The sequence below is a fragment of the Nocardioides pini genome, assembly GCF_026712185.1.
Lineage (GTDB): Bacteria > Actinomycetota > Actinomycetes > Propionibacteriales > Nocardioidaceae > Nocardioides > Nocardioides pini.
This window is the reverse complement of sequence record NZ_JAPPUX010000008.1, coordinates 1-18,574: the sequence shown is the minus strand read 5'-3', so window position 1 is coordinate 18,574 and position 18,574 is coordinate 1. Positions and strand designations below refer to the sequence as shown.

The 18,574-nt window shown below is 72.1% G+C and carries 18 protein-coding genes, 3 tRNA genes and 1 pseudogene; 10 read left to right on the top strand and 12 right to left on the bottom strand.

The window, feature by feature from the left end; genetic code table 11:
- The first annotated feature begins 12 nt into the window (after positions 1-12).
- From NYO98_RS21185 to NYO98_RS21160, 6 genes are all read left to right on the top strand, one after another.
- Complete coding sequence (locus tag NYO98_RS21185; RefSeq protein ID WP_268113875.1) at positions 13-1,362, top strand: dipeptidase; 1,350 nt, start codon at positions 13-15, stop codon at positions 1,360-1,362.
- 115 nt (positions 1,363-1,477) lie between these two features.
- Entirely contained in the window at positions 1,478-1,945 is a 468-nt protein-coding gene (locus NYO98_RS21180; RefSeq protein WP_268113873.1) for an SRPBCC domain-containing protein, read from the top strand.
- 2 nt (positions 1,946-1,947) lie between these two features.
- Positions 1,948-2,988 carry an NAD(P)H-binding protein gene (locus NYO98_RS21175; RefSeq protein ID WP_268113871.1) on the top strand — a complete coding sequence of 347 codons (1,041 nt, stop codon included), beginning with the start codon at positions 1,948-1,950 and terminating at the stop codon, positions 2,986-2,988.
- Positions 2,989-3,052: 64 nt separating this feature from the next.
- A complete protein-coding gene (gene purF / locus NYO98_RS21170; RefSeq protein WP_268113870.1) occupies positions 3,053-4,591 on the top strand; it encodes an amidophosphoribosyltransferase in 1,539 nt (512 codons plus the stop codon).
- A 40-nt stretch (positions 4,592-4,631) separates the two neighbouring features.
- Entirely contained in the window at positions 4,632-5,717 is a 1,086-nt protein-coding gene (gene purM, locus NYO98_RS21165; RefSeq protein ID WP_268113869.1) for a phosphoribosylformylglycinamidine cyclo-ligase, read from the top strand.
- A gap of 153 nt (positions 5,718-5,870) precedes the next feature.
- Positions 5,871-6,059, top strand: a complete 189-nt coding sequence (locus tag NYO98_RS21160) for a DUF3073 domain-containing protein (protein ID WP_268113867.1) — start codon at positions 5,871-5,873, stop codon at positions 6,057-6,059.
- A 205-nt stretch (positions 6,060-6,264) separates the two neighbouring features.
- On the opposite strand, the gene NYO98_RS21155 is transcribed toward NYO98_RS21160, so the two are convergent.
- The 7 genes from NYO98_RS21155 to NYO98_RS21125 all read right to left on the bottom strand — a co-directional run bounded on the left by NYO98_RS21155 (position 6,265) and on the right by NYO98_RS21125 (position 12,893).
- Positions 6,265-7,362 carry a Glu/Leu/Phe/Val family dehydrogenase gene (locus NYO98_RS21155; RefSeq protein ID WP_268113866.1) on the bottom strand — a complete coding sequence of 366 codons (1,098 nt, stop codon included), beginning with the start codon at positions 7,360-7,362 and terminating at the stop codon, positions 6,265-6,267.
- 111 nt (positions 7,363-7,473) lie between these two features.
- Complete coding sequence (locus NYO98_RS21150) at positions 7,474-8,787, bottom strand: hypothetical protein (protein ID WP_268113865.1); 1,314 nt, start codon at positions 8,785-8,787, stop codon at positions 7,474-7,476.
- 30 nt (positions 8,788-8,817) lie between these two features.
- Positions 8,818-9,612 (bottom strand): alpha/beta fold hydrolase, encoded by a 795-nt coding sequence (locus tag NYO98_RS21145; RefSeq protein ID WP_268113864.1) that lies wholly within the window; start codon positions 9,610-9,612, stop codon positions 8,818-8,820.
- A gap of 110 nt (positions 9,613-9,722) precedes the next feature.
- Positions 9,723-9,796: transfer RNA gene (locus NYO98_RS21140), tRNA-Phe, on the bottom strand.
- 47 nt (positions 9,797-9,843) lie between these two features.
- Positions 9,844-10,659, bottom strand: a complete 816-nt coding sequence (locus NYO98_RS21135) for a sensor histidine kinase (RefSeq protein WP_268113863.1) — start codon at positions 10,657-10,659, stop codon at positions 9,844-9,846.
- 515 nt (positions 10,660-11,174) lie between these two features.
- Positions 11,175-12,293, bottom strand: coding sequence for a cytochrome P450 (locus NYO98_RS21130; RefSeq protein ID WP_268113862.1), 1,119 nt, complete (start codon positions 12,291-12,293; stop codon positions 11,175-11,177).
- 210 nt (positions 12,294-12,503) lie between these two features.
- Positions 12,504-12,893, bottom strand: a complete 390-nt coding sequence (locus tag NYO98_RS21125) for a response regulator (RefSeq protein WP_268113861.1) — start codon at positions 12,891-12,893, stop codon at positions 12,504-12,506.
- A gap of 173 nt (positions 12,894-13,066) precedes the next feature.
- Between NYO98_RS21125 and NYO98_RS21120 the strand changes: the two genes are divergently transcribed.
- The 3 genes from NYO98_RS21120 (at position 13,067) to NYO98_RS21110 (ending at position 13,767) form a co-directional block, all read left to right on the top strand.
- Positions 13,067-13,139: transfer RNA gene (locus NYO98_RS21120), tRNA-Glu, on the top strand.
- Between the two features lie 98 nt (positions 13,140-13,237).
- A tRNA-Asp gene (locus tag NYO98_RS21115) sits at positions 13,238-13,314 on the top strand.
- 99 nt (positions 13,315-13,413) lie between these two features.
- A complete protein-coding gene (locus NYO98_RS21110; protein WP_268113860.1) occupies positions 13,414-13,767 on the top strand; it encodes a metallopeptidase family protein in 354 nt (117 codons plus the stop codon).
- A 4-nt stretch (positions 13,768-13,771) separates the two neighbouring features.
- On the opposite strand, the gene NYO98_RS21105 is transcribed toward NYO98_RS21110, so the two are convergent.
- The 3 genes from NYO98_RS21105 to NYO98_RS21095 are packed head-to-tail and all read right to left on the bottom strand — an operon-like array spanning position 13,772 to position 15,431.
- Positions 13,772-14,104 carry a fluoride efflux transporter FluC gene (locus NYO98_RS21105; RefSeq protein WP_268113859.1) on the bottom strand — a complete coding sequence of 111 codons (333 nt, stop codon included), beginning with the start codon at positions 14,102-14,104 and terminating at the stop codon, positions 13,772-13,774.
- Positions 14,101-14,502: a fluoride efflux transporter FluC gene (locus NYO98_RS21100; protein WP_268113858.1), complete on the bottom strand. Its 402-nt coding sequence runs from the start codon at positions 14,500-14,502 to the stop codon at positions 14,101-14,103. The genes NYO98_RS21105 and NYO98_RS21100 overlap by 4 nt, the downstream gene beginning before the upstream one ends.
- The gene (locus tag NYO98_RS21095) at positions 14,499-15,431 is read right to left on the bottom strand and encodes an ATP-binding protein (RefSeq protein ID WP_268113857.1); all 933 of its coding nucleotides are present in this window, start codon (positions 15,429-15,431) and stop codon (positions 14,499-14,501) included. The genes NYO98_RS21100 and NYO98_RS21095 overlap by 4 nt, the downstream gene beginning before the upstream one ends.
- A 223-nt stretch (positions 15,432-15,654) precedes the next feature.
- Here NYO98_RS21095 and NYO98_RS21090 point away from each other — a divergent pair, with 223 nt between their 5' ends.
- Complete coding sequence (locus tag NYO98_RS21090; protein WP_268113856.1) at positions 15,655-17,142, top strand: NAD(P)/FAD-dependent oxidoreductase; 1,488 nt, start codon at positions 15,655-15,657, stop codon at positions 17,140-17,142.
- Positions 17,143-17,160: 18 nt separating this feature from the next.
- On the opposite strand, the gene NYO98_RS21085 is transcribed toward NYO98_RS21090, so the two are convergent.
- Positions 17,161-18,216: a phosphatase PAP2 family protein gene (locus tag NYO98_RS21085; protein WP_268113855.1), complete on the bottom strand. Its 1,056-nt coding sequence runs from the start codon at positions 18,214-18,216 to the stop codon at positions 17,161-17,163.
- 171 nt (positions 18,217-18,387) lie between these two features.
- Positions 18,388-18,574, bottom strand: a pseudogene (locus NYO98_RS21080) (hypothetical protein); the annotation flags it as partial.

Below are 18,574 nucleotides of genomic sequence, written 5' to 3'. Positions count from 1 at the left end.
TAGGGTGTCGACATGACTGTCGACATCTCCGCACGCCTCGCCGAGGTCATGCCCGGCATCCGCCGTGACCTCGAGGACCTCGTCCGCATCCAGTCCGTGTCCGCCGACCCGGCCCGCGCCGGCGAGGTCGAGCGCAGCGCCGAGGCCACCCGCGACCTGTTCGCGGCGGAGGGCTTCGAGTGCGAGATCGTGCGCGCCCACGACGGCGCACCGCCCGCCGTGATCGCGAAGAAGGCCGGCCCCGAGGGCGCCCCGACGGTGCTGCTCTACGCCCACCACGACGTCCAGCCCGAGAACGACCACGCCGATTGGGACTCCCCGCCGTGGGAGCCGACCGAGCGGGGGGACCGGCTCTACGGCCGCGGCGCCGCCGACGACAAGGCCGGCATCGCCGCCCACCTCGGCGCGGTCCGGATCTTCGGCGACGACCTGCCGGTGAACCTGGTGATGTTCATCGAGGGTGAGGAGGAGGTCGGCTCCGACACCCTCGTCGAGCTGCTCGAGGCCCACAAGGAGCGCCTCGCCGCCGACGTCATCGTCATCGCCGACTCCGGCAACTGGGACATCGGCGAGCCCGCCCTCACCACGTCGCTTCGTGGCCTGGTGCGGATGGACGTCGAGGTCCGCACGCTCACCCACGCCGTGCACAGCGGCATGTGGGGCGGCCTCGTCCCCGACTCGATCATGACCCTGAGCCGCGTCATCGCGTCCCTCAACGACGACGACGGCAACGTCGCCATCGAGGGCCTGCACGCCGGCCCCGCCGCCGACGTCGAGTACCCCGAGGCCCGCCTCCGCGCCGAGTCGGGCGCCGCCGAGGGCATCGAGTGGATCGGCTCCGGCTCGATCGTCGAGCGCCTGTGGACCAAGCCGTCGATCAGCATCACCGGCCTCGACGCGCCCAAGGTCGAGGGCGCCTCCAACACCCTCGTGCCGGCCGCGCGCTGCCGCATCAGCATGCGCATCGCCCCCGGCGACACCACCGCCAACGCCGTCCAGTGCCTCCAGGCGCACCTCGAGAAGCACACGCCGTGGGGCGCGACCCTCACGACGACGGTCGTCGACACCGGCGAGGCGACGCAGATCGACGCCAGCGGGCCGGCGTACGACGCCGCGCGTGCCGCGTTCGCCGAGGCCTGGGACGGCACCGAGCCCGTCGACATGGGCGTCGGCGGCTCGATCCCCTTCATCGCCGAGTTCCTCGAGGCGTTCCCGCAGGCCAGCGTGCTCGTCACCGGCGTCGAGGACCCCGACACCCGCGCCCACGGCGCCAACGAGGGCCTCCACCTCGCCGAGTTCGAGAAGGTCGTCAAGGCCGAGGCCCTGCTCCTCCGCAACCTCGGCGAGCTGCCCCGCGGCTGACCGCCGGCGAGCGGTGCGCCAGCCACATTCGGCTCGACTCGAAGGTGGCTTGGCCACCGCCCCCAGGGCCGCAAGGGTGAGGCCGGCCCAACCGACCCGTCGGTAGCCTCGCGCCATGGCGACCTTCCGTGCCCGCGACCGCTCCACGGCCGTGCTGCGCTCACCGCGCAGCGAGGTGTGGGCCGCCCTCGTCGACGCCGACCTGATCGCGCAGATCACGCCCTACGTCACGAGCATCGACGTCGAGGGCGACCGGTGGACCTGGAAGATGGGCACCATCCCGGTGCTGGGCGTCGCCGTGGCGCCGAGGTTCACGGAGGTGATGGAGCTGCACCCCCAGGACCGGATCGTCTTCACCCACGACCCCGACCGGCCGGACGAGATGACCGCCGTCGACGGCACCTACGAGCTCGCCGACCACGAGGGCGGCGGCACCGACGTGAGCATCGACCTCCAGATCGCCTGCACCCTCCCGCTCCCGGGCCTGGCCCGGCCCGCGGTCGAGCGGGTGATGGCCGGCGTCGTGAAGCACATGGGCACCGTGTTCTCCCGCAACCTCCTCAAGCACCTGGGCGAGGCCTAGGCATGCGGGTCCTCGTCCTGGGCGCCACCGGCTACATCGGTTCGCGCCTCGTCCCCCACCTGCTCGAGCAGGCGTACGACGTCGTGGCCGCGTCGTCGTCGCCCCCGCGCCCCGAGCACTTCGGCTGGGACGAGCGCGTCCGCGCGATCCGCTGCGACGTCACCGATCCGGCGGCCGTCGCGGAGGCGGTCGACGGTGTCGACGCGGTCGTCTACCTCGTGCACTCGCTCGACCGCAGTGACTTCAAGGACCGCGACCGGGTGGCGGCCGAGACCGTCGCGGCCGCCGTGTCCCGCAGCGACGTACGACGCCTCGTCTACCTCTCCGGACTGGTGCCGCAGGTGCCGGAGGAGGACCTGTCGGACCACATCGCCTCGCGGCTCGAGGTCGAGCGCATCCTCCTCGACGCCACCGACGGGGCGGTCGCGCTGCGTGCCGGCGTCGTCGTCGGGGCCGGGTCCACGTCGTTCGAGATCATCCGCCAGATCGCGACGCTCTTCCTGGTGCAACCGGTGCCCACCTGGATGGACAGCTCGGTCCAGCCGGTGGCCGCGTCGGACGTGCTCCGCGCCATCACCGACGGCCTGGCCGATGACGGCCCGACCGGCGCGGTCGACCTCGGTTGCCCCGACGTCGTCGCCTACCCCGACCTGCTGCACGTCATCGGCGGCGAAGCAGGGCTCTCGCGCGTCCGCGTGCCGGCGCCCGTCGCGCCGACCGGGCTCGTCGGCCTCGGGGCGGCGCTGGCCACCACCGCGCCGTTCAACACCGTTACCGCCCTCATCGAGTCGCTGCGCCACGACATGGTCTGCCGGCCCGGCCACACGTGGGCGCCGCGCTCCGGCGGTCCGCTGCTCGGCCTCGAGGAGGCGGTGCAGCGAGCGCTCACCCCGTCGTACGCCGGTCCCGAGGGCGCGCTGCCGTCCGACCCGCGCTGGACCCGACCGTTGCCGATGCTGGACGGCGTACCCATCCCGGCCGCGGGGAAGGCGGCCGCCCGGCTGGCCCTCCACCGGATGCGGTCGTTCCTCCCGGACGTCTGACCCCGGGTATCGGCGGGCGGTCGCGAGTACGGCGATCGGGCCGCGCGCCCGTAGACTGCTGGCCGTGCCCTACCAGAGCAGCAGGCGGACGGGCGGCGACGGCCGTCTCACCACGGCACTCGACCCCCAGGACCAGGGCCCGCAGGACGCCTGCGGCGTCTTCGGCGTCTGGGCGCCCGGCGAGGACGTCGCCAAGCTGACCTACTTCGGGCTCTACGCCCTGCAGCACCGCGGCCAGGAGTCGGCGGGCATCGCGGTCAGCAACGGGCGGCAGATCCTGGTCTACAAGGACATGGGCCTGGTCTCGCAGGTCTTCGACGAGTCGACGCTCGACTCGCTGAAGGGCCACCTCGCGATCGGCCACTCGCGCTACTCCACCACCGGGGCGTCGACCTGGCACAACGCGCAGCCGACCTTCCGTCCCACCGGCGACGGGTCCATCGCGCTCGGCCACAACGGCAACCTGATCAACACCCACGAGCTGCGCGGGATGGTGGGCGAGCTGCCCGGCCCCGCCGGCGAGCTCGACATCAAGGGCGTCGAGGGCGCGACCAACGACACCAGCCTGGTCACCGCGCTGCTCGCCCACCACCCCGACACCACGCTCGAGCAGCGCGCGCTGGAGGTCCTCCCGCAGCTGCGGGGGGCGTTCTGCTTCGTGTGGATGAACGAGGACACCCTCTACGCCGCCCGCGACCCGCAGGGCATCCGGCCGCTGGTCCTCGGCCGCCTCGACCGCGGCTGGGTCGTCGCCAGCGAGGACGCCGCGCTCGCCACCATCGGCGCGAGCGTGGTCCGCGAGGTCGAGCCCGGCGAGATGATCGTCATCGACGAGAACGGCCTCCGCTCGCACAAGTTCGCCGAGCCCGACCGCAAGGGCTGCGTCTTCGAGTACGTCTACCTCGCCCGCCCCGACGCCACCATCAGCGGCCGCAACGTCCACGAGGCGCGGGTCGAGATGGGCCGCCGGCTGGCCCGCGAGTTCCCCGTCGACGCCGACCTCGTCATGCCGGTCCCCGAGTCCGGCACGCCGGCCGCGTCCGGCTACGCCGCCGAGTCCGGCATCCCGTTCGGCCAGGGCTTCGTGAAGAACGCCTACGTCGGCCGCACGTTCATCCAGCCGAGCCAGACCCTGCGCCAGCTCGGCATCCGGCTCAAGCTCAACGCCCTCGAGCACATGATCCGCGGCAAGCGCGTGGTCGTCGTCGACGACTCGATCGTGCGCGGCAACACCCAGCGTGCGCAGGTCCGGATGCTCCGCGAGGCTGGGGCGCTCGAGGTGCACGTCCGGATCTCCAGCCCGCCGGTGACGTGGCCGTGCTTCTACGGCATCGACTTCGCCACCCGCGCCGAGCTCATCGCCAACGGCCTCGACGTCGACGAGATCGCCGCCAGCGTCGGCGCCGACAGCCTCGGCTACATCTCGCTCGAGGGGATGATCGAGGCGACCGGCCAGCCGGCCGAGCGCCTGTGCCAGGCCTGCTTCACTGGGGAGTACCCGATCGAGCTGCCCGATGAGAGCCTGCTCGGCAAGCACCTGCTCGAGGCGACGCTCAACTCGCCCACGATGGGTCGGGCCCTGCCGGTCCTCAACAACCCCTGACCCGCACCCGATCCGCACGCCGCCACCCGAGGAGCTCCGTGTGACCGACCAGCCCACTGACACCGCCTCTGGGGCCTACGCCGCCGCCGGCGTCTCGATCGAGGCGGCCGACCGGGCGATCGACCTGATGAAGGGCTGGGTGGAGAAGGCCCGGCGTCCGGAGATGATCGGCGGCCTCGGTGGCTTCGCGGGCCTCTTCGACGCCTCGGCGCTGACCCGCTACGAGCGGCCCCTGCTCGCGACCTCGACCGACGGTGTCGGGACCAAGGTCGCCATCGCGCAGCTGATGGACGTCCACGACACCATCGGCTTCGACCTCGTGGGCATGGTCGTCGACGACCTCGTCGTCTGCGGCGCCGAGCCGCTGTTCATGACCGACTACATCGCCTGCGGCCGGGTCGTGCCCGAGCGCATCGCGGCGATCGTCAAGGGCATCGCCGAGGCCTGCGTCGTCGCCGGCTGCGCGCTCATCGGCGGCGAGACCGCCGAGCACCCCGGCCTGCTCGACCCGGACGACTACGACGTCGCCGGCGCCACCACCGGTGTCGTGGAGGCCAGCAAGCTCCTCGGCCCCGGTCGCGTCCGCCCCGGCGACGTGGTGATCGCGATGGAGGCCAGCGGCCTGCACTCCAACGGCTACTCCCTCGTTCGCCACGTGCTGCTGGAGAAGGCCGGCTGGACCGTCGAGCGGCAGGTCGACGACTTCGGCCGCACGCTCGGCGAGGAGCTGCTCGAGCCCACCCGCATCTACGCCAAGGCCTGCCTCGATCTCGCCGAGCGCACCGAGACGCACGCCATGTCGCACGTGACCGGCGGCGGGCTCGCCGCCAACCTCGAGCGGGTGCTCCCCGAGGAGCTGTCGGTGCGCATCGACCGCTCGACGTGGACCCCGCATCCGGTCTTCGACGTCGTACGCCGGGTGGGCGAGGTGCCCCAGGCCGACCTCGAGGCGACCCTCAACTGCGGCGTCGGCATGGTCTCGCTGACCGCCCCGGAGTCGGTCGACACGGCCATCTCCGTGCTGGCCGGCCACGGCGTCCGCGCCTGGGTCGCCGGCGAGGTGCGCGCCGACGCCGTCGACGGCGGGCGGGTCCTGCTGGAGGGCCAGCACCCCGGCTGGGGATGAGATTCGGCACTTCGAGCACGAAAACCGTGGTCTTGGTGTGCGGGAACACCCACCGCTCAGGTAGCGTTGTCCCCACGATATGTAACCGATCAGACCGGGCGCGTCGGGCAGCTCTCCGACAGCCCCGGCCAAGTGTGCGAGGGGGTCGACCCTATGGGGCGCGGCCGAGCGAAGGCGAAGCAGACGAAGGTTGCCCGCGACCTGAAGTACCGGACTCACGAGACGGACTTCGGCGCGCTGGCGAAGGAGCTGCACGGAGAAGACACTCACTCCACGAGTGAGGTCGATACCGATGACGACGAGTGGGCGGACTATGCCGACCCGCGTCGTCGCGCAGACTGACTGATCGCACCTGATCACGGCTCCCGGGCGACCGGGTGGTGGGGCGTACGAGTGCGCCTCCGTGCAGGTGACCGGGCACCTCGTGCCCCATGAGCGACGTGACCGGGCGCGTCGTCTCGCTTGAACGCAGCGACCGGGCGCTTCCTCGCGGTGGGTCCGCGGGGAAGCGCCCGGTCGGCGTGCTGATGCGTGAGGTGGCGCCTGGTCAGCCGAGGTGGATGCCGCGCAGGCGACCGACCTCGCGCATGCGACGCTCGGCGAGCCGGTCCGCGGCCTCGGCCGTGGTGACCCTGTCGCTCTTGGCGAGCTCGAACACCTTGCGGGTGGTCTCGAAGATGCCGGTCGCACGCTGGTGCGCGCGCTCGAAGGAGAAGCCCTCGAGCTCGTCGGCGACCTGGATGACGCCGCCGGAGTTCACGCAGTAGTCGGGGGCGTAGAGGACGCCGCGCTCCTCGACCTGCTTCTCGATGCCCGGGTGCGCGAGCTGGTTGTTGGCCGCGCCGCAGATGATCGAGGCGCGCAGCACGTCGAGCACCTCGTCGCTGATCGCGCCGCCCATGGCGCAGGGCGCGTAGACGTCGATCTCGCTCGCGACGAGCTCCTCGGTCGTGGCGACCGCGGTGACCTGCGGGAACTGCTCGCGGATGGCCTCGACCGACGGCGCGTGCACGTCGGTGACGACGACGCTGGCGCCGTCCTCGATGAGGTGGCGGACCAGGTGGCGACCGACCTTGCCGACGCCCGCGACGCCGACGGTGCGGCCGGCGAGGGTGGGCTCGCCCCACACCTGCTCGGCGGCGGCCCGCATGCCCTGGAACGTGCCGAAGGCCGTGAGCACGGAGCTGTCGCCCGCGCCGCCGTGGGCGACGGTGCGGCCGGTGACGAAGTCGCACTCGCGGGCGATGTGGTCCATGTCCTCGCTGAAGGTGCCCACGTCGCACGCGGTGAAGTAGCGACCGTCGAGCGACTGCACGAAGCGGCCGTAGGCGCGCAGCAGGGCCTCGGTCTTCAGCTCCGCGGGGTCGCCGATGATGACGGCCTTGCCACCACCGAGGTCGAGGCCGGCGAGCGCGTTCTTGTAGGACATGCCGCGCGAGAGGTTGAGGACGTCGACGATCGCGTCGTCGGTGCTGGCGTAGGGGTAGAACCGCGTCCCGCCCAGGGCCGGGCCCAGGGCAGTGGAGTGGATGGCGATGATGGCCTTAAGGCCGGTCGCGCGGTCGTTGCAGAAGACGACCTGCTCGTGCTCGCTACCGAGCTCGAAGACGTCGACGCCGGAACTGGGTACTCCAGACATGCTCATGGTCCTTTTCTGGTGGGTGCGGCCGCGGGGTGTGCGGACCTGGTCAGCGCGGTCGAGGGGTGGTGACCGCCGTCACCTCCAGAATAGTCGTGCGAGATCGCGCTGGCCGCATCACCGCGACCGCATCACGACGAGGTCCCCGTGGGTGCCGTAGCCGAGGAGCTTGCCGCCCTCGGGCCGCCCGTTGAAGGTGACCATCAGCCACCCGTCGTCGACCTGCGCGAGCGTCGGCCACGGCAGGTTGGTCGGGTAGGGCGCGTCCAGCGTCCCCGTCTCGGCCATCGTGAGGTCGTACGCCGGGAAGCGGGCGCGCTGACCTCGTCGGGAGTCGCGCCCGTCGCTCGCCAGGACCGTCACCCGGCCGTCGACCTCGACCAGCGTCGTGCCCTCGGTCGCCGTGCGGTCCGTCGCCGCGCCGAGCAGGCGCAGCTCGTCCAGGGCCGGCCCGGCCGCGAGCGCGGGGTGGAAGTCGAAGAAGCGGCGGGCGCTGACGAAGCCGACCAGCCACCCACCGTCGCGCCGCACGAGGTGGGGGTCCCACGTCGCGATCGACGCGAGCCCGTCCACGGGCAGCGGGAGCTCACGGGTGTCGAGGACGTGCGCGCCTCGCAGGAGGTCGCTGCCCGACTCGGCGAGCGTGACCCGCAAGCCCACCGGCGTACGCCGTCCGGCGCGGGTCGTCGGGGCCTCGAAGTCGCCCCACGTGCTGGTCGCCACCAGCCAGCCGCCGTCGGTCCGGACGAGGTGGGTGGCGTGGTCACCGAAGACCCCCGGCCGGTCGGGCCGGCGGAAGAACAGGTCGGCGGTGTGCGTGAGGGCGAGGGCGTCGGGGTCGAGGCGCCACACGCTGGTGTGGGCGGTGTCGAAGAACCCCGGGCCTGCCGACGTCGCCGTGAGCCAGAACGCCCCGTCGTCGCGGATCGGGCGGCCGTCCTCGCCGGTGACGAAGCGGGTGTCGCGCAGGCCCAGCTGGCCGAAGCGACCGGCGGTGCCGCCGCCCTCGGGGAGCTCGACGCGCAGCCCTGCGAGAGTCTCCTCGTCGCGGGTGTCGAACGTCTCGCGGAGGTCGTGCCGCGCCCGGGCGACCCACCCCGAGGCCTCCCGACTCCAGGCGGTGACGTGGGTGCCGGTCAGCGTCACCCCGAGCGCGGTCGGGTCCTCGGCGCGGTGGAACCGCCGGCTCCGCAGCGTCCCGGCACCGGGGACGTCGAGGGACACCGAGCCGTCGGCCAGGCAGGCCGCGAAGCGTCGCCCGCCGAGGTGCAGCGCCACCGGTCCGTCGAGACCGGTGGTGATCGCCGCGACGTAGGGCGCCACGGCCGGCATCGCGACCTCGCCTGCCGCGTCCGTGTCGACGTGAACGGCACCGGGTGCGACCAGGTCGACCGGGCGCAGCCGGCGGACGATCTCGAGGCGGGGGAGCACCCCGACATCCTGCCGGACCCCGCTCCGGCCTCAGTCGGCCAGCAGGTAGCCCAGTGCCACCGCGGCCGGCACCTTGCCGCCCGCCACGCCGACGTGCGACCCGCCGTCCCACACGACGGACCGGCCCTGCGGGACGCCGGCGGCGGTCCGTTCGAAGAGGTCGCGGGTGTAGAACCCGTCGGCCGACCCGCCCAGCACCAGCGTCGGAGCCGTCACCCGGTCGAGGCGCGCCTCGACGTCGAAGAAGTCCTCGGCCGCGATGACCACGAGCATGTCGCGCTGGTCCTTGGCCGCGAGCTGGCCCATCACCCATCCGGCCGGGCGGGCCAGGACCCGCAGCCGGGGAGGCGTGCCGGCGGCGATGATCGCAGCGGTCGCGGCGCGGACGTCACCCGCCTCGGTCAGCCGGGCCACCTCCGCCATCACCGACCGACCCTGCGCTGAGAGCCGGCACGCGGCGGCGGCGAGCACGAGGCGTCGTACGAGTGTGGGGCGGTCCACTGCGAGCTGGAGCGCGACCGACCCGCCGGTCGACGTCCCGTGCAGGAGCACCGGCTCACCGAGGTCGTCCTCGATGACCGCCGCGTAGTCCGCGGCCAGGTCGGCCATCGACGTCCCGGCGGGGAGGCCGGGGCGGCGGTTGACGAGGTAGACGGTGAAGTGGTGCGCGAACGGCTCCGCCCAGGTGAGGGAGGCCCGTCGGGCGAGCCCCTTCGGGGAGGCGTGCTCGGGCGTGAGCCCGGCCGCGACCAGGAGGACCGGCCCGCGGCCGGTCCTCAGGTAGGGCACTCCGTTGCTGAACGTGCCTTCCTCGACCTGCGGCACCCCTCCACGGTAGGTGTCGCGCGCCGATCCGTCCCGCCCGGACCAGACCGCAGCGGCGGGTCACGCAGAAGGGCCCCGGTCGGGACGTGACCGGGGCCCTTCTGTGCTTGTGGGCAGGGGCGGGGTCGAACCGCCGACCTATCACTTTTCAGGCGATCGCTCGTACCAACTGAGCTACCTGCCCAAGCGGGGACGAGAATACATGAGCCCCACGGGCGGATGGCAATCGGCTCAGCTGCTCCGTGGGACGTAGGCAGGGACCTCCAGCCAGAACGAGGACCCGGCGCCCGGCGTCGACTCACCGCGTACGGCGCCGCCCTCGCGCTCGGCGATGGTGCGCGACAGCGACAGCCCGAGCCCGCTGCCCTGGGTGGTCGGCGCGGCGAAGCGGACGAACGGCTCGAAGGCGTGCTCGAGCTGGTCGGGTGTGAGGCCGGGGCCGTCGTCCCGCACGACGACGCGCACCATCGGCTTCGCGCTCTCACCCACCAGCGCCTCGGCGGTGAGGTGCACGGTGCCGCCGGTGGGGTGGTGGTGGGCGATCGCGTTGCCCAGGAGGTTGGCGAGGACCTGACGGACCGCGGACGGGTGGCCCCACGCGGCGAGGGACGGGTCGACCACCGCCTGCATGTCGACGCCCGCGGTGCGCGCGGGGGTCCGGTGCCAGTGCATGACGTCGGCGACCGCGTCGGCCACGGAGATCTCCTGACGCTGGTCGTCGGCCGACATGGCGCGTCCCGCACCGAGGAGGTTGTCGACGATGGAGAGCAGCCGCTCGCAGGAGCGGACGATCACCGGGCCGTCGCGCTTCATCCCCGTCGCGACGTCGTCGGCCGTCCCGTGCTCGGCGTCGTCGAGGAGGCCCTCGGTGTAGCCGAGGATCGCGGAGAGCGGCGTACGCAGCTCGTGCCCCACCGCGCCGAAGAGCTGCTGGGAGGCCAGCTGCGCCTCCGCTCCCGCCTCGATCGCCTCGGCCAGCGAGCGGCGCGACTGCTCGAGGGTGAGGCGAGAAACGATCGCGGCATGCAAGAGCTTGAAGTCCGCCACCAGTCGATCGGGCCATGCACCCGAGCTGCCGCTCGCGGCAGCCAAGCTCCCGAACATCTCGCCGTTCGACAGGAGCGACGACGCGATTACCCCCCGTACTCCTGCACGTCCGAGCTCGTCACGGTCCTGAGCTCCTTCGGGGGGCAGCAATCGCCGGTCAGTCATCACAACCACGTCGCCCGAGCGGGCGAGCCCGGACAACCAAGGCATCGTGAGGGCCGCTTCGGGACCCGCATCGGGCGGCGGGAGGACCGACAACCTTGACTCTGGGGCTGTCCATTCACGGATCCAAGCGCGGCCGCCAAGACCCTTCCAACCCCTGGGGTCATCGGGTCGCAACCGCGTGAGCGCGGACACGATGACCTCAACACGGTCGTACTTCAGAAGGTGGCGCGCGCCGAGGTCGATTGCCTCGTCCGCGCTCGTGACGCCCGACATGATCAGGATCGCGAGATCGGCCGCCTCGGACGAGGCCGGCCCAGGGGCCGACGTGTCCTGAAGGGCGGGGTGCTCGATCACGAAATAAGCTCCGATCGCGGAGTAGCAGTAAACCGGCACGGTTCGGGTGAGATGCCCCGACTCTGGTCGATCCGTACATCCTCGCTCAAGACCAATTCGTGTCGCGCACCCCATCCCGCCAGGGCGACCAGGATCCCCATTCCGAGGTTGCGCCCCGGGCATGCATGAGGTCCGGCCCCGAATGGCAGCCAGGCGCCTGGCCGGCGAGCCCCGTCCTGCCACCGGCCGGCGTCGAAGCGGTCCAGACCGTCGGGGTCTCCGGGGACGAGGTCGGACAGACGACCCAGGAGGAGCGGGCTCACGAAGACGACCCTCCCCTGCGGGACGGTCACTCCTCCGAGGTCCACCTCTCTCGTCGTGACGCGCGCGGTCAGCCAGGTGGGCGGGGTCAGGCGCAACGTCTCCCAGGCGGCGCTGGTGGGCTCGACGGCCTGCGTCTGCTGCGCGAGCCACGCGATCAGGAAGGCCCCGGCGGCGATGGGCACCTGGATGCCGGCGGCGAGCATCGTGGCTGCCTGCTGCGGGGAGAGGTCGACGTCCGGCTCCGCGGCGAGCGCGTCCGCCAAGGCGTCCTCGAGCGCGACGCGCGTGTCGGCCTCCGCGCGTCGGACGCGACCCCACCGCCACGGAGGGCGGTGAGCGGCGATGACCGGGGCGAGGGCGTCGATCCACGCCAGGACGTGGTCGCCCACACGGTCACGCGTCGCGTCGTCCGCCGAGGGGAGGACGGCGGTCGTGGTGGACCGGGCGACCGGGCGCCGCAGCAGGCGCATGGCGTCGTAGGGCTCCCCGGGGTGCGAACGGTCGTGCTCGGCGAGGGCCGCGAGCCACTCGCGTCGGAAGGTCTCGACCCCGCGAGCCACGTGCTCGGGCCCGACCGGTGCGAAGAGGGTGTGGCCGGAGCGGGTGTCCCCGCGGCTGCCGGACAGGTCGCCGGTGCGGTTCACGTTGCCGGGGAAGTCGAAGGCCTCCGGGTCGGTGAGCACCTGCTTGGCCTGGTCGAGGCTGGTGGCGAGCCACGGTCCGCCGGGGCCGAGCGCGGCCGCGGCGGACCGTGGTGCCGAGAGGACCGCGCCGAGCTGGCCACCGGCCGACTCGACACCGTCCATGTGCATCACAGGACTGTGATGGGTCCCGTCGTCAGCGACGCGGGGGCGCCGGACGCCAGGTGTAGGGCATGTGGTTGACGGTGCGCTTGCGCTCGATGGCGGTGCGGATGCGGTTCATCATGATGTTTCTCCAGGGTGGGGTGGGGTGTGCACGCCGGGTGGCGTACAGGGTCACTACGCGGAATCCGTCTCCCGTGGTGCTTCCAGGGGTCGGGGTCAGGACTCCAGGTCGCGCAGTGTCTCGGCGATCAGGTCGGTCAGCTGCTGGATGCGCAATGGCTTCTGCATGACTGTGGTGATGCCGAGTTCTTGGAGGACCGCGCGGTTCTCGCCGGCCCAGGCGGAGATGACGACGATGCGCAGCGCTGGCGCCACCTCGGGGCGGTCGCGCAGCCAGCGCACGACCTCCACGCCCGTCATCCGAGGCATGGTCAGGTCGAGCAGCATGACGTCGAAGCGCTCGCGCTCCAGGGTCTCCACCGCGTCCTGGCCGTCGTACGCCGTCGACGCGACGTGACCGGCCCGCTCGACCAGGCGGCAGAAGACGTCGCGAATGTCCTCGTTGTCATCGACCACGAGGAAACGCAGCTGCCGCTCGTTGCTCACGAGTCAAGATTAGTCAAACGTCTGGCAAGTCGTGGGGCGTCTGCGGAAACTTGTTCGCTGGTCGGTCAGTGAACGGCGTCGCGCCGGCCCCGGGATGGACCGGAGGTTGGGACGCCGATGGCCGCTGCCCCTATGCTGGGCGCTGCTCGATCGGGTCCGTCCCGGGCGAGCTGGCCCCCATCGTCTAGCGGCCCAGGACCCCGCCCTTTCACGGCGGTAGCGCCGGTTCGAATCCGGTTGGGGGTGCGATCCGGCCGGGTGTCGACGCCGATTGGGTGTCACCGAAGAGCATGGGTTAGAGTTCCACCGCTTCGCCAGCACGACCGGAGGAGCAGCACCATCCTGGCCCCGTAGCGCAGTTGGTTAGCGCGCCGCCCTGTCACGGCGGAGGCCGCGGGTTCGAGTCCCGTCGGGGTCGCCAACGCATGACCGGAAGGGTGAGCCACCAGGCTCACCCTTCCGGTCATTTCCGGGCACGACGAGCCGCCGGCCGTTTCGACGGCGCTCCTAGGCTGGCGCCATGCCGATCGACCTCGAGCCCGCCGCGTTCGACGCCATGGTGGAGCGGGCCCTCGACGGCCTCCCGGACGACCTGGCCCGCCTCGTGGACAACGTCGTGGTGCTCGTCGAGCCGGAGGCGCCCGCGGACGACCCCGACCTGCTGGGGCTCTACGACGGGCTGGCGCTCACCGAGCGACCGGCCAACCACGCCGGCATGCTGCCCGACCGGATCCTGCTGTTCCGCGGCCCGCTGCTCGACATGGCCGACACGGTCGAGGACCTCGAGGAGGAGGTGCGCATCACCGTCGTCCACGAGGTCGCGCACCACTTCGGGCTCGACGACCGCCGCCTCCACGAGCTCGGCTGGGGCTAGCGGGTCAGGACAGGACGGCGCCGACCGCCCAGCCGAGGGCGCAGGCCGCGACCGCGAGCACGGTCGTGGCGACGACGTAGCCCGCGGTCGCCCGCGCCGGACGCTCGACCGCCTGCACGGCGAACGTCGAGAACGACGTGAAGCCCCCGCAGAAGCCCGTCCCGAGCAGCGCCCACGCGGCCTCGTCGAGCGACAGGGCGGCGAAGAGTCCGAACAGCGCGGAGCCGACGGTGTTGACCGCGAGCATCCCGCGCGGGACGTAGCCGTCGCGCCGGGCGATGACGTAGCGCAGCGGCGCGCCCACCGCGGCGCCGATCGCGACGAGGAGGGTGGTCATCCGAGCGCTTCTTCCGGCTCGGGGCGGCGGGACAGGTGCTGGCCGAGCGCGGCGGCGGACAGCCCGGCGGCGAGGGTGAGCGCGAGGTAGGCGCCGGCGACGACGACGTGGCCACCGGCCGCGAGGTCGCGGGTCTGCCCGGCCCAGGCCGACACCGTGGTGAAGCCGCCCAGGACGCCCGGACCGAGGGCCGCCGCGACCCGGCGCGACCGGCGTACGACGGCGAGGACGGGCAGCACGCCGAGCACGAAGGCTCCGACGACGTTGACGGCCAGCGTGGGCCACGGGAACAGCGTGTCGGGTGCTGCGACGTCGACGAGGTGGCGCAGCACGGCGCCGACGGCTCCGCCCGCAGCGACGAGCAGGATGTCGACGGCCCGGATCGGCGGGTGGGTCACCCGACCCGGCTCGTGGACGACGACGAGGGGCTCTGGCTGCCGTCCCACGGCTGGGCGGGCGCCCCGTCGAGCTGGTGGATGAGCTCGGTGAGCAGCCAGTTGTGCAGGGCCCGCTGCCGCGGCGTGCGCGCCATCGACAGCAGGCGCTCGGCCCGGCAGAACGCGTCGGCGACGTCGAACATCTCGGTCATGGTCACGAAGATCGGGCCGGCCTCGCGGACCATGGGGAACGCGAGGTCCGCCCGGGGCAGCCCGCGGGCCTCCGCCTCGATGACCTGCTGGCGGAAGGAGTCGGGGAACTGGCGCTCGAAGTTCGCGAACATCGACGTGAGGTCGCCGGCCAGCGGGTAGTCGGACTGATGGGAGAGCGACAGCAGCCGCAGCTCGCGGCGCAGCTCGTGGTACTGCCGCTTGAGCGAGGAGTAGAGCGGGACGTCGACCCCGAGCAGGCGTACGTCGACCGCGCCCTCGCTGGTCGGCTCGGGCGCGTGGTGGTCATGATGGTCGATGACCCACTCGACCGACCCGGCGTCGGTCATCTCGGGCGCGGGCTCGAACCAGACGATCTTGCCGTCGGACTCGATCGTCGCGCCCCAGGCGACGGCGCACTGGGCGACCATCGACAACCCGCGGCCGAAGGTGAGCAGGAGGTCGAGGTCGTCACCCTCGGCGGGGACGGGCGGAACGGGGGGCCGGGGCGAGCCGTCGACCACCTCGATGCGCGGGTGGGAGGCGGTGCCACGGACGCGGACCTTGTAGGGGGCCGCCGCGTGCAGGATGGCGTTGGCCACCAGCTCGGAGACGCCCAGCTCGGCGCACTCCACGAGGTCGGGCCGCTCGAGCCGCTCGCACACGTCGCCCACCCAGCGACGCGCGTCGGCCGCGGCGCGCGGCGAGGACGCCAGCGTCAACTCGGAGCTCAGCGGCACTGGGACTCTTTTCAACAGGGAGGCCGGGGGTGGACAGTCCAGTGGAGCCATGATTGCCCAGGAGCAGGTGGTTCAAACCTCGACCGTCACCATAGTTCTTCGCGAGTCTGGGTAGTGGTGTGAGCAAGCCGACGCGCCCGGCGTTTCGCCCCGCGCCCGCCCGAGGAGGAGAATCGACGTGGCAGTGGACGGCACGAACGCACCTTCGACCCCAGGAGCTTCCATGACCTCGCCCGAGACTCAGTCCTCCCGACACAAGGTGGTCGTGATCGGGTCGGGCTTCGGCGGCCTCTTCGGCACCAAGGCGCTCCGGCACGCGGACGTCGACGTCACGGTCATCGCGAAGACGACCCACCACCTCTTCCAGCCCCTGCTCTACCAGGTCGCGACCGGCATCCTGTCGGAGGGCGAGATCGCCCCGCCCACGCGCGAGGTGCTCGCCGGGCAGGACAACGCCCGGGTGATCCTCGGCGAGGTCACCGAGATCGACCTCGCCGCCAAGACGGTCACCTCGCGCGTCCTGGGTCGCGACACCGTGACGGCGTACGACTCCCTGCTGGTGGCCGCGGGCGCCAGCCAGTCCTACTTCGGCAACGACCACTTCGCCGAGTTCGCTCCCGGCATGAAGAGCATCGACGACGCCCTCGAGCTGCGCGGCCGCATCTTCGGCGCCTTCGAGATGGCCGAGCTCGGCGCCACCCGGGGCGACGACGTCGACCACCTGCTGACCTTCGTCGTGGTCGGCGCCGGCCCCACCGGCGTCGAGATGGCCGGGCAGATCGCCGAGCTCGCCCACAACACGCTGCGCAAGGACTTCCGCGCGATCAACACCCGCCACGCCCGCGTCGTCCTCGTCGACGCCGCCGGCCAGGTGCTGCCGCCCTTCGGCAGCAAGCTGGGCGAGAAGGCCAAGAAGGAGCTCGAGAAGCTCGGCGTCGAGGTGATGCTCGGTGCGATGGTGACCGACGTCGACGAGCGCGGCCTCGACGTGAAGTTCAAGGACGGCCGCGTCGAGCGGATCGACTCCGTCGCCAAGATCTGGGCGGCCGGCGTGCAGGCCAACCCGCTCGGCAAGACGCTCGCCGAGCAGACCGGCGCCCCGCTCGACCGCGCCGGCCGCATCGGCGTCAACCCCGACCTCACCCTCCCGGGGCACCCCGAGGTGTTCGTCGTCGGCGACATGATCGCCCTCGACAACCTCCCGGGTGTCGCGCAGGTCGCAATCCAGGGCGCCAAGTACGCCGCGAAGGAGATCCGCAACCGGGTCGAGGGCAAGGCGCCGCAGCCGCCCTTCAAGTACTTCGACAAGGGCTCGATGGCGATCATCAGCCGCTTCCGCGCGGTCGCGATGGTCGGCAAGCTCCGGCTCACCGGCGTCGTCGCCTGGCTGATGTGGCTCGGCGTCCACCTCGTCTACCTCACCGGCTTCAAGAACCAGGTCTCCGCGCTGATGCGCTGGGCGATCACCTTCGTCAGCAACAACCGCTCCGAGCGCACCACCACGGAGCAGCAGATCTTCGCCCGTGCGGCTCTCGCGCGGCTCCGCGGCGGTGCCGCCGACCTGGTGTCCGACCCGGGGATCTACGACGCCACCCGCGCGATGATGGAGGAGACCCGCCGCCAGGAGCTGGAGGCGGCCGCGGCCCACGAGGCCGAGCTCACCGACTCCGGTGCGCGCGGCGTTCCGGCCGAGCGCGTCGGCGGCGCCTGACGCCGTCCGCCGTCCGCCTCAGGCGACCGCCGGCGTGCGGCTGCGGGGGAGCCGGTGCCCCGTGACCCGGGCGGCGACCCTGAAGGCGATGATCGCGATCGCCGCGCCCGCGAGGTCGTCGGCGATGTAGTGCCACCCGAAGTAGAGCGTGGCGACGACGGTCAGGGCGAAGTTGACCCAGAAGACGGTGCGGATCAGCTGGCTGCGGACCGTGGCCTGGGCCATGAGGGCCCACAGCAGGGCGATGGCGGTGTGCAGGCTGGCGAAGCCGGCGACGCCCTGGTAGTCGCCCTCGCCCCAGAGGAAGCCGTGGCGTGAGTAGACCAGCGAGTCCATCAGGTCGGAGGTGGCGTTGGGGTCGAGGTCGCTGGTCAGCCAGGGGTACATGATCCCCGGGCCGAGCGTCGGGAGCAGGTAGTAGGACACCGTGCCGAGCGTCCACGCGATCCCCTGCGCGGTGACGAACCACCAGCCGTGGCCGATGTTGCGCGACCAGACCACCCACGCCGTCACGAGGATCGCCACGAGCGGGATGTAGGCGAGGTAGACCGCCGACAGCACGTGCGCCGACCACCCGGTGCCGAAGAGGTCCTGGGTGAGGGTCGCGGGGTCGTGCCCGAGCAGCAGCAGGCGGTCCAGCACGCGGAGCTCGCTGTCGTACTTCGTCTCGCGCACCAGCGGCAGCAGCGACTTGAGGTTGCGGTAGGCGACGTAGACCACGTAGAAGCCGGAGATCCCGACGACCACGAGCTGCAGGCGTGCTCGGGTCCAGTGGGTACGGACGCGGTGGCGGACCGCGGCGACCGTGCGGACCGGGTCGAGCCGTCCCTGCCACAGCGCGCGGGGGAGCAGGTCGAGCACGATCGCCGTCGCGCAGAGCACCGGCAGCCGCACCCACGACGGGCCGAGGAAGCTGCCCTCGGGGTCGGCGACCGGCCGGTCGAGCAGCCAGCTCGCGACGAACGTGACGGCCCCGATGAGGGCGGCGTTGGCCACCAGGAACGTGTAGGGGCGGCGCCCCGTGCCGTCGCTCCTGGTCGATGCGTCGAGGGCTGCAGGAGAGGGCGCGGACATGTGACTCCGGTCGTGCAGGGGCGGGCGTGCGGAGCCATTCTCCCGGTCCGCGCCAAACCTGTCAGATCGGTGCGCGCCCGGCCCGGGGACCCGGCTGAGGTAGGCCTGAAGAGTTCCGGTTCCTGCTTGACCTGAGGTGTTCGGCACCTGCTTGACACCCTGAAACGGAATCTAGACCTGTGCCGGCCTCGGGATCGAGGCCTTCTTCTTCCTCACCTCCCCGCGGGACTCTCGCGCCACGGTCTTGAGCAGCTGGTTGCCGTCCCAGACCTGGATCACCCGGTCGGTGACGTGGACATCGACGCTGGTCCCGGCGGCGGCCTTGCCCAGACAGATCTGCTGCCACGACACCGAGATC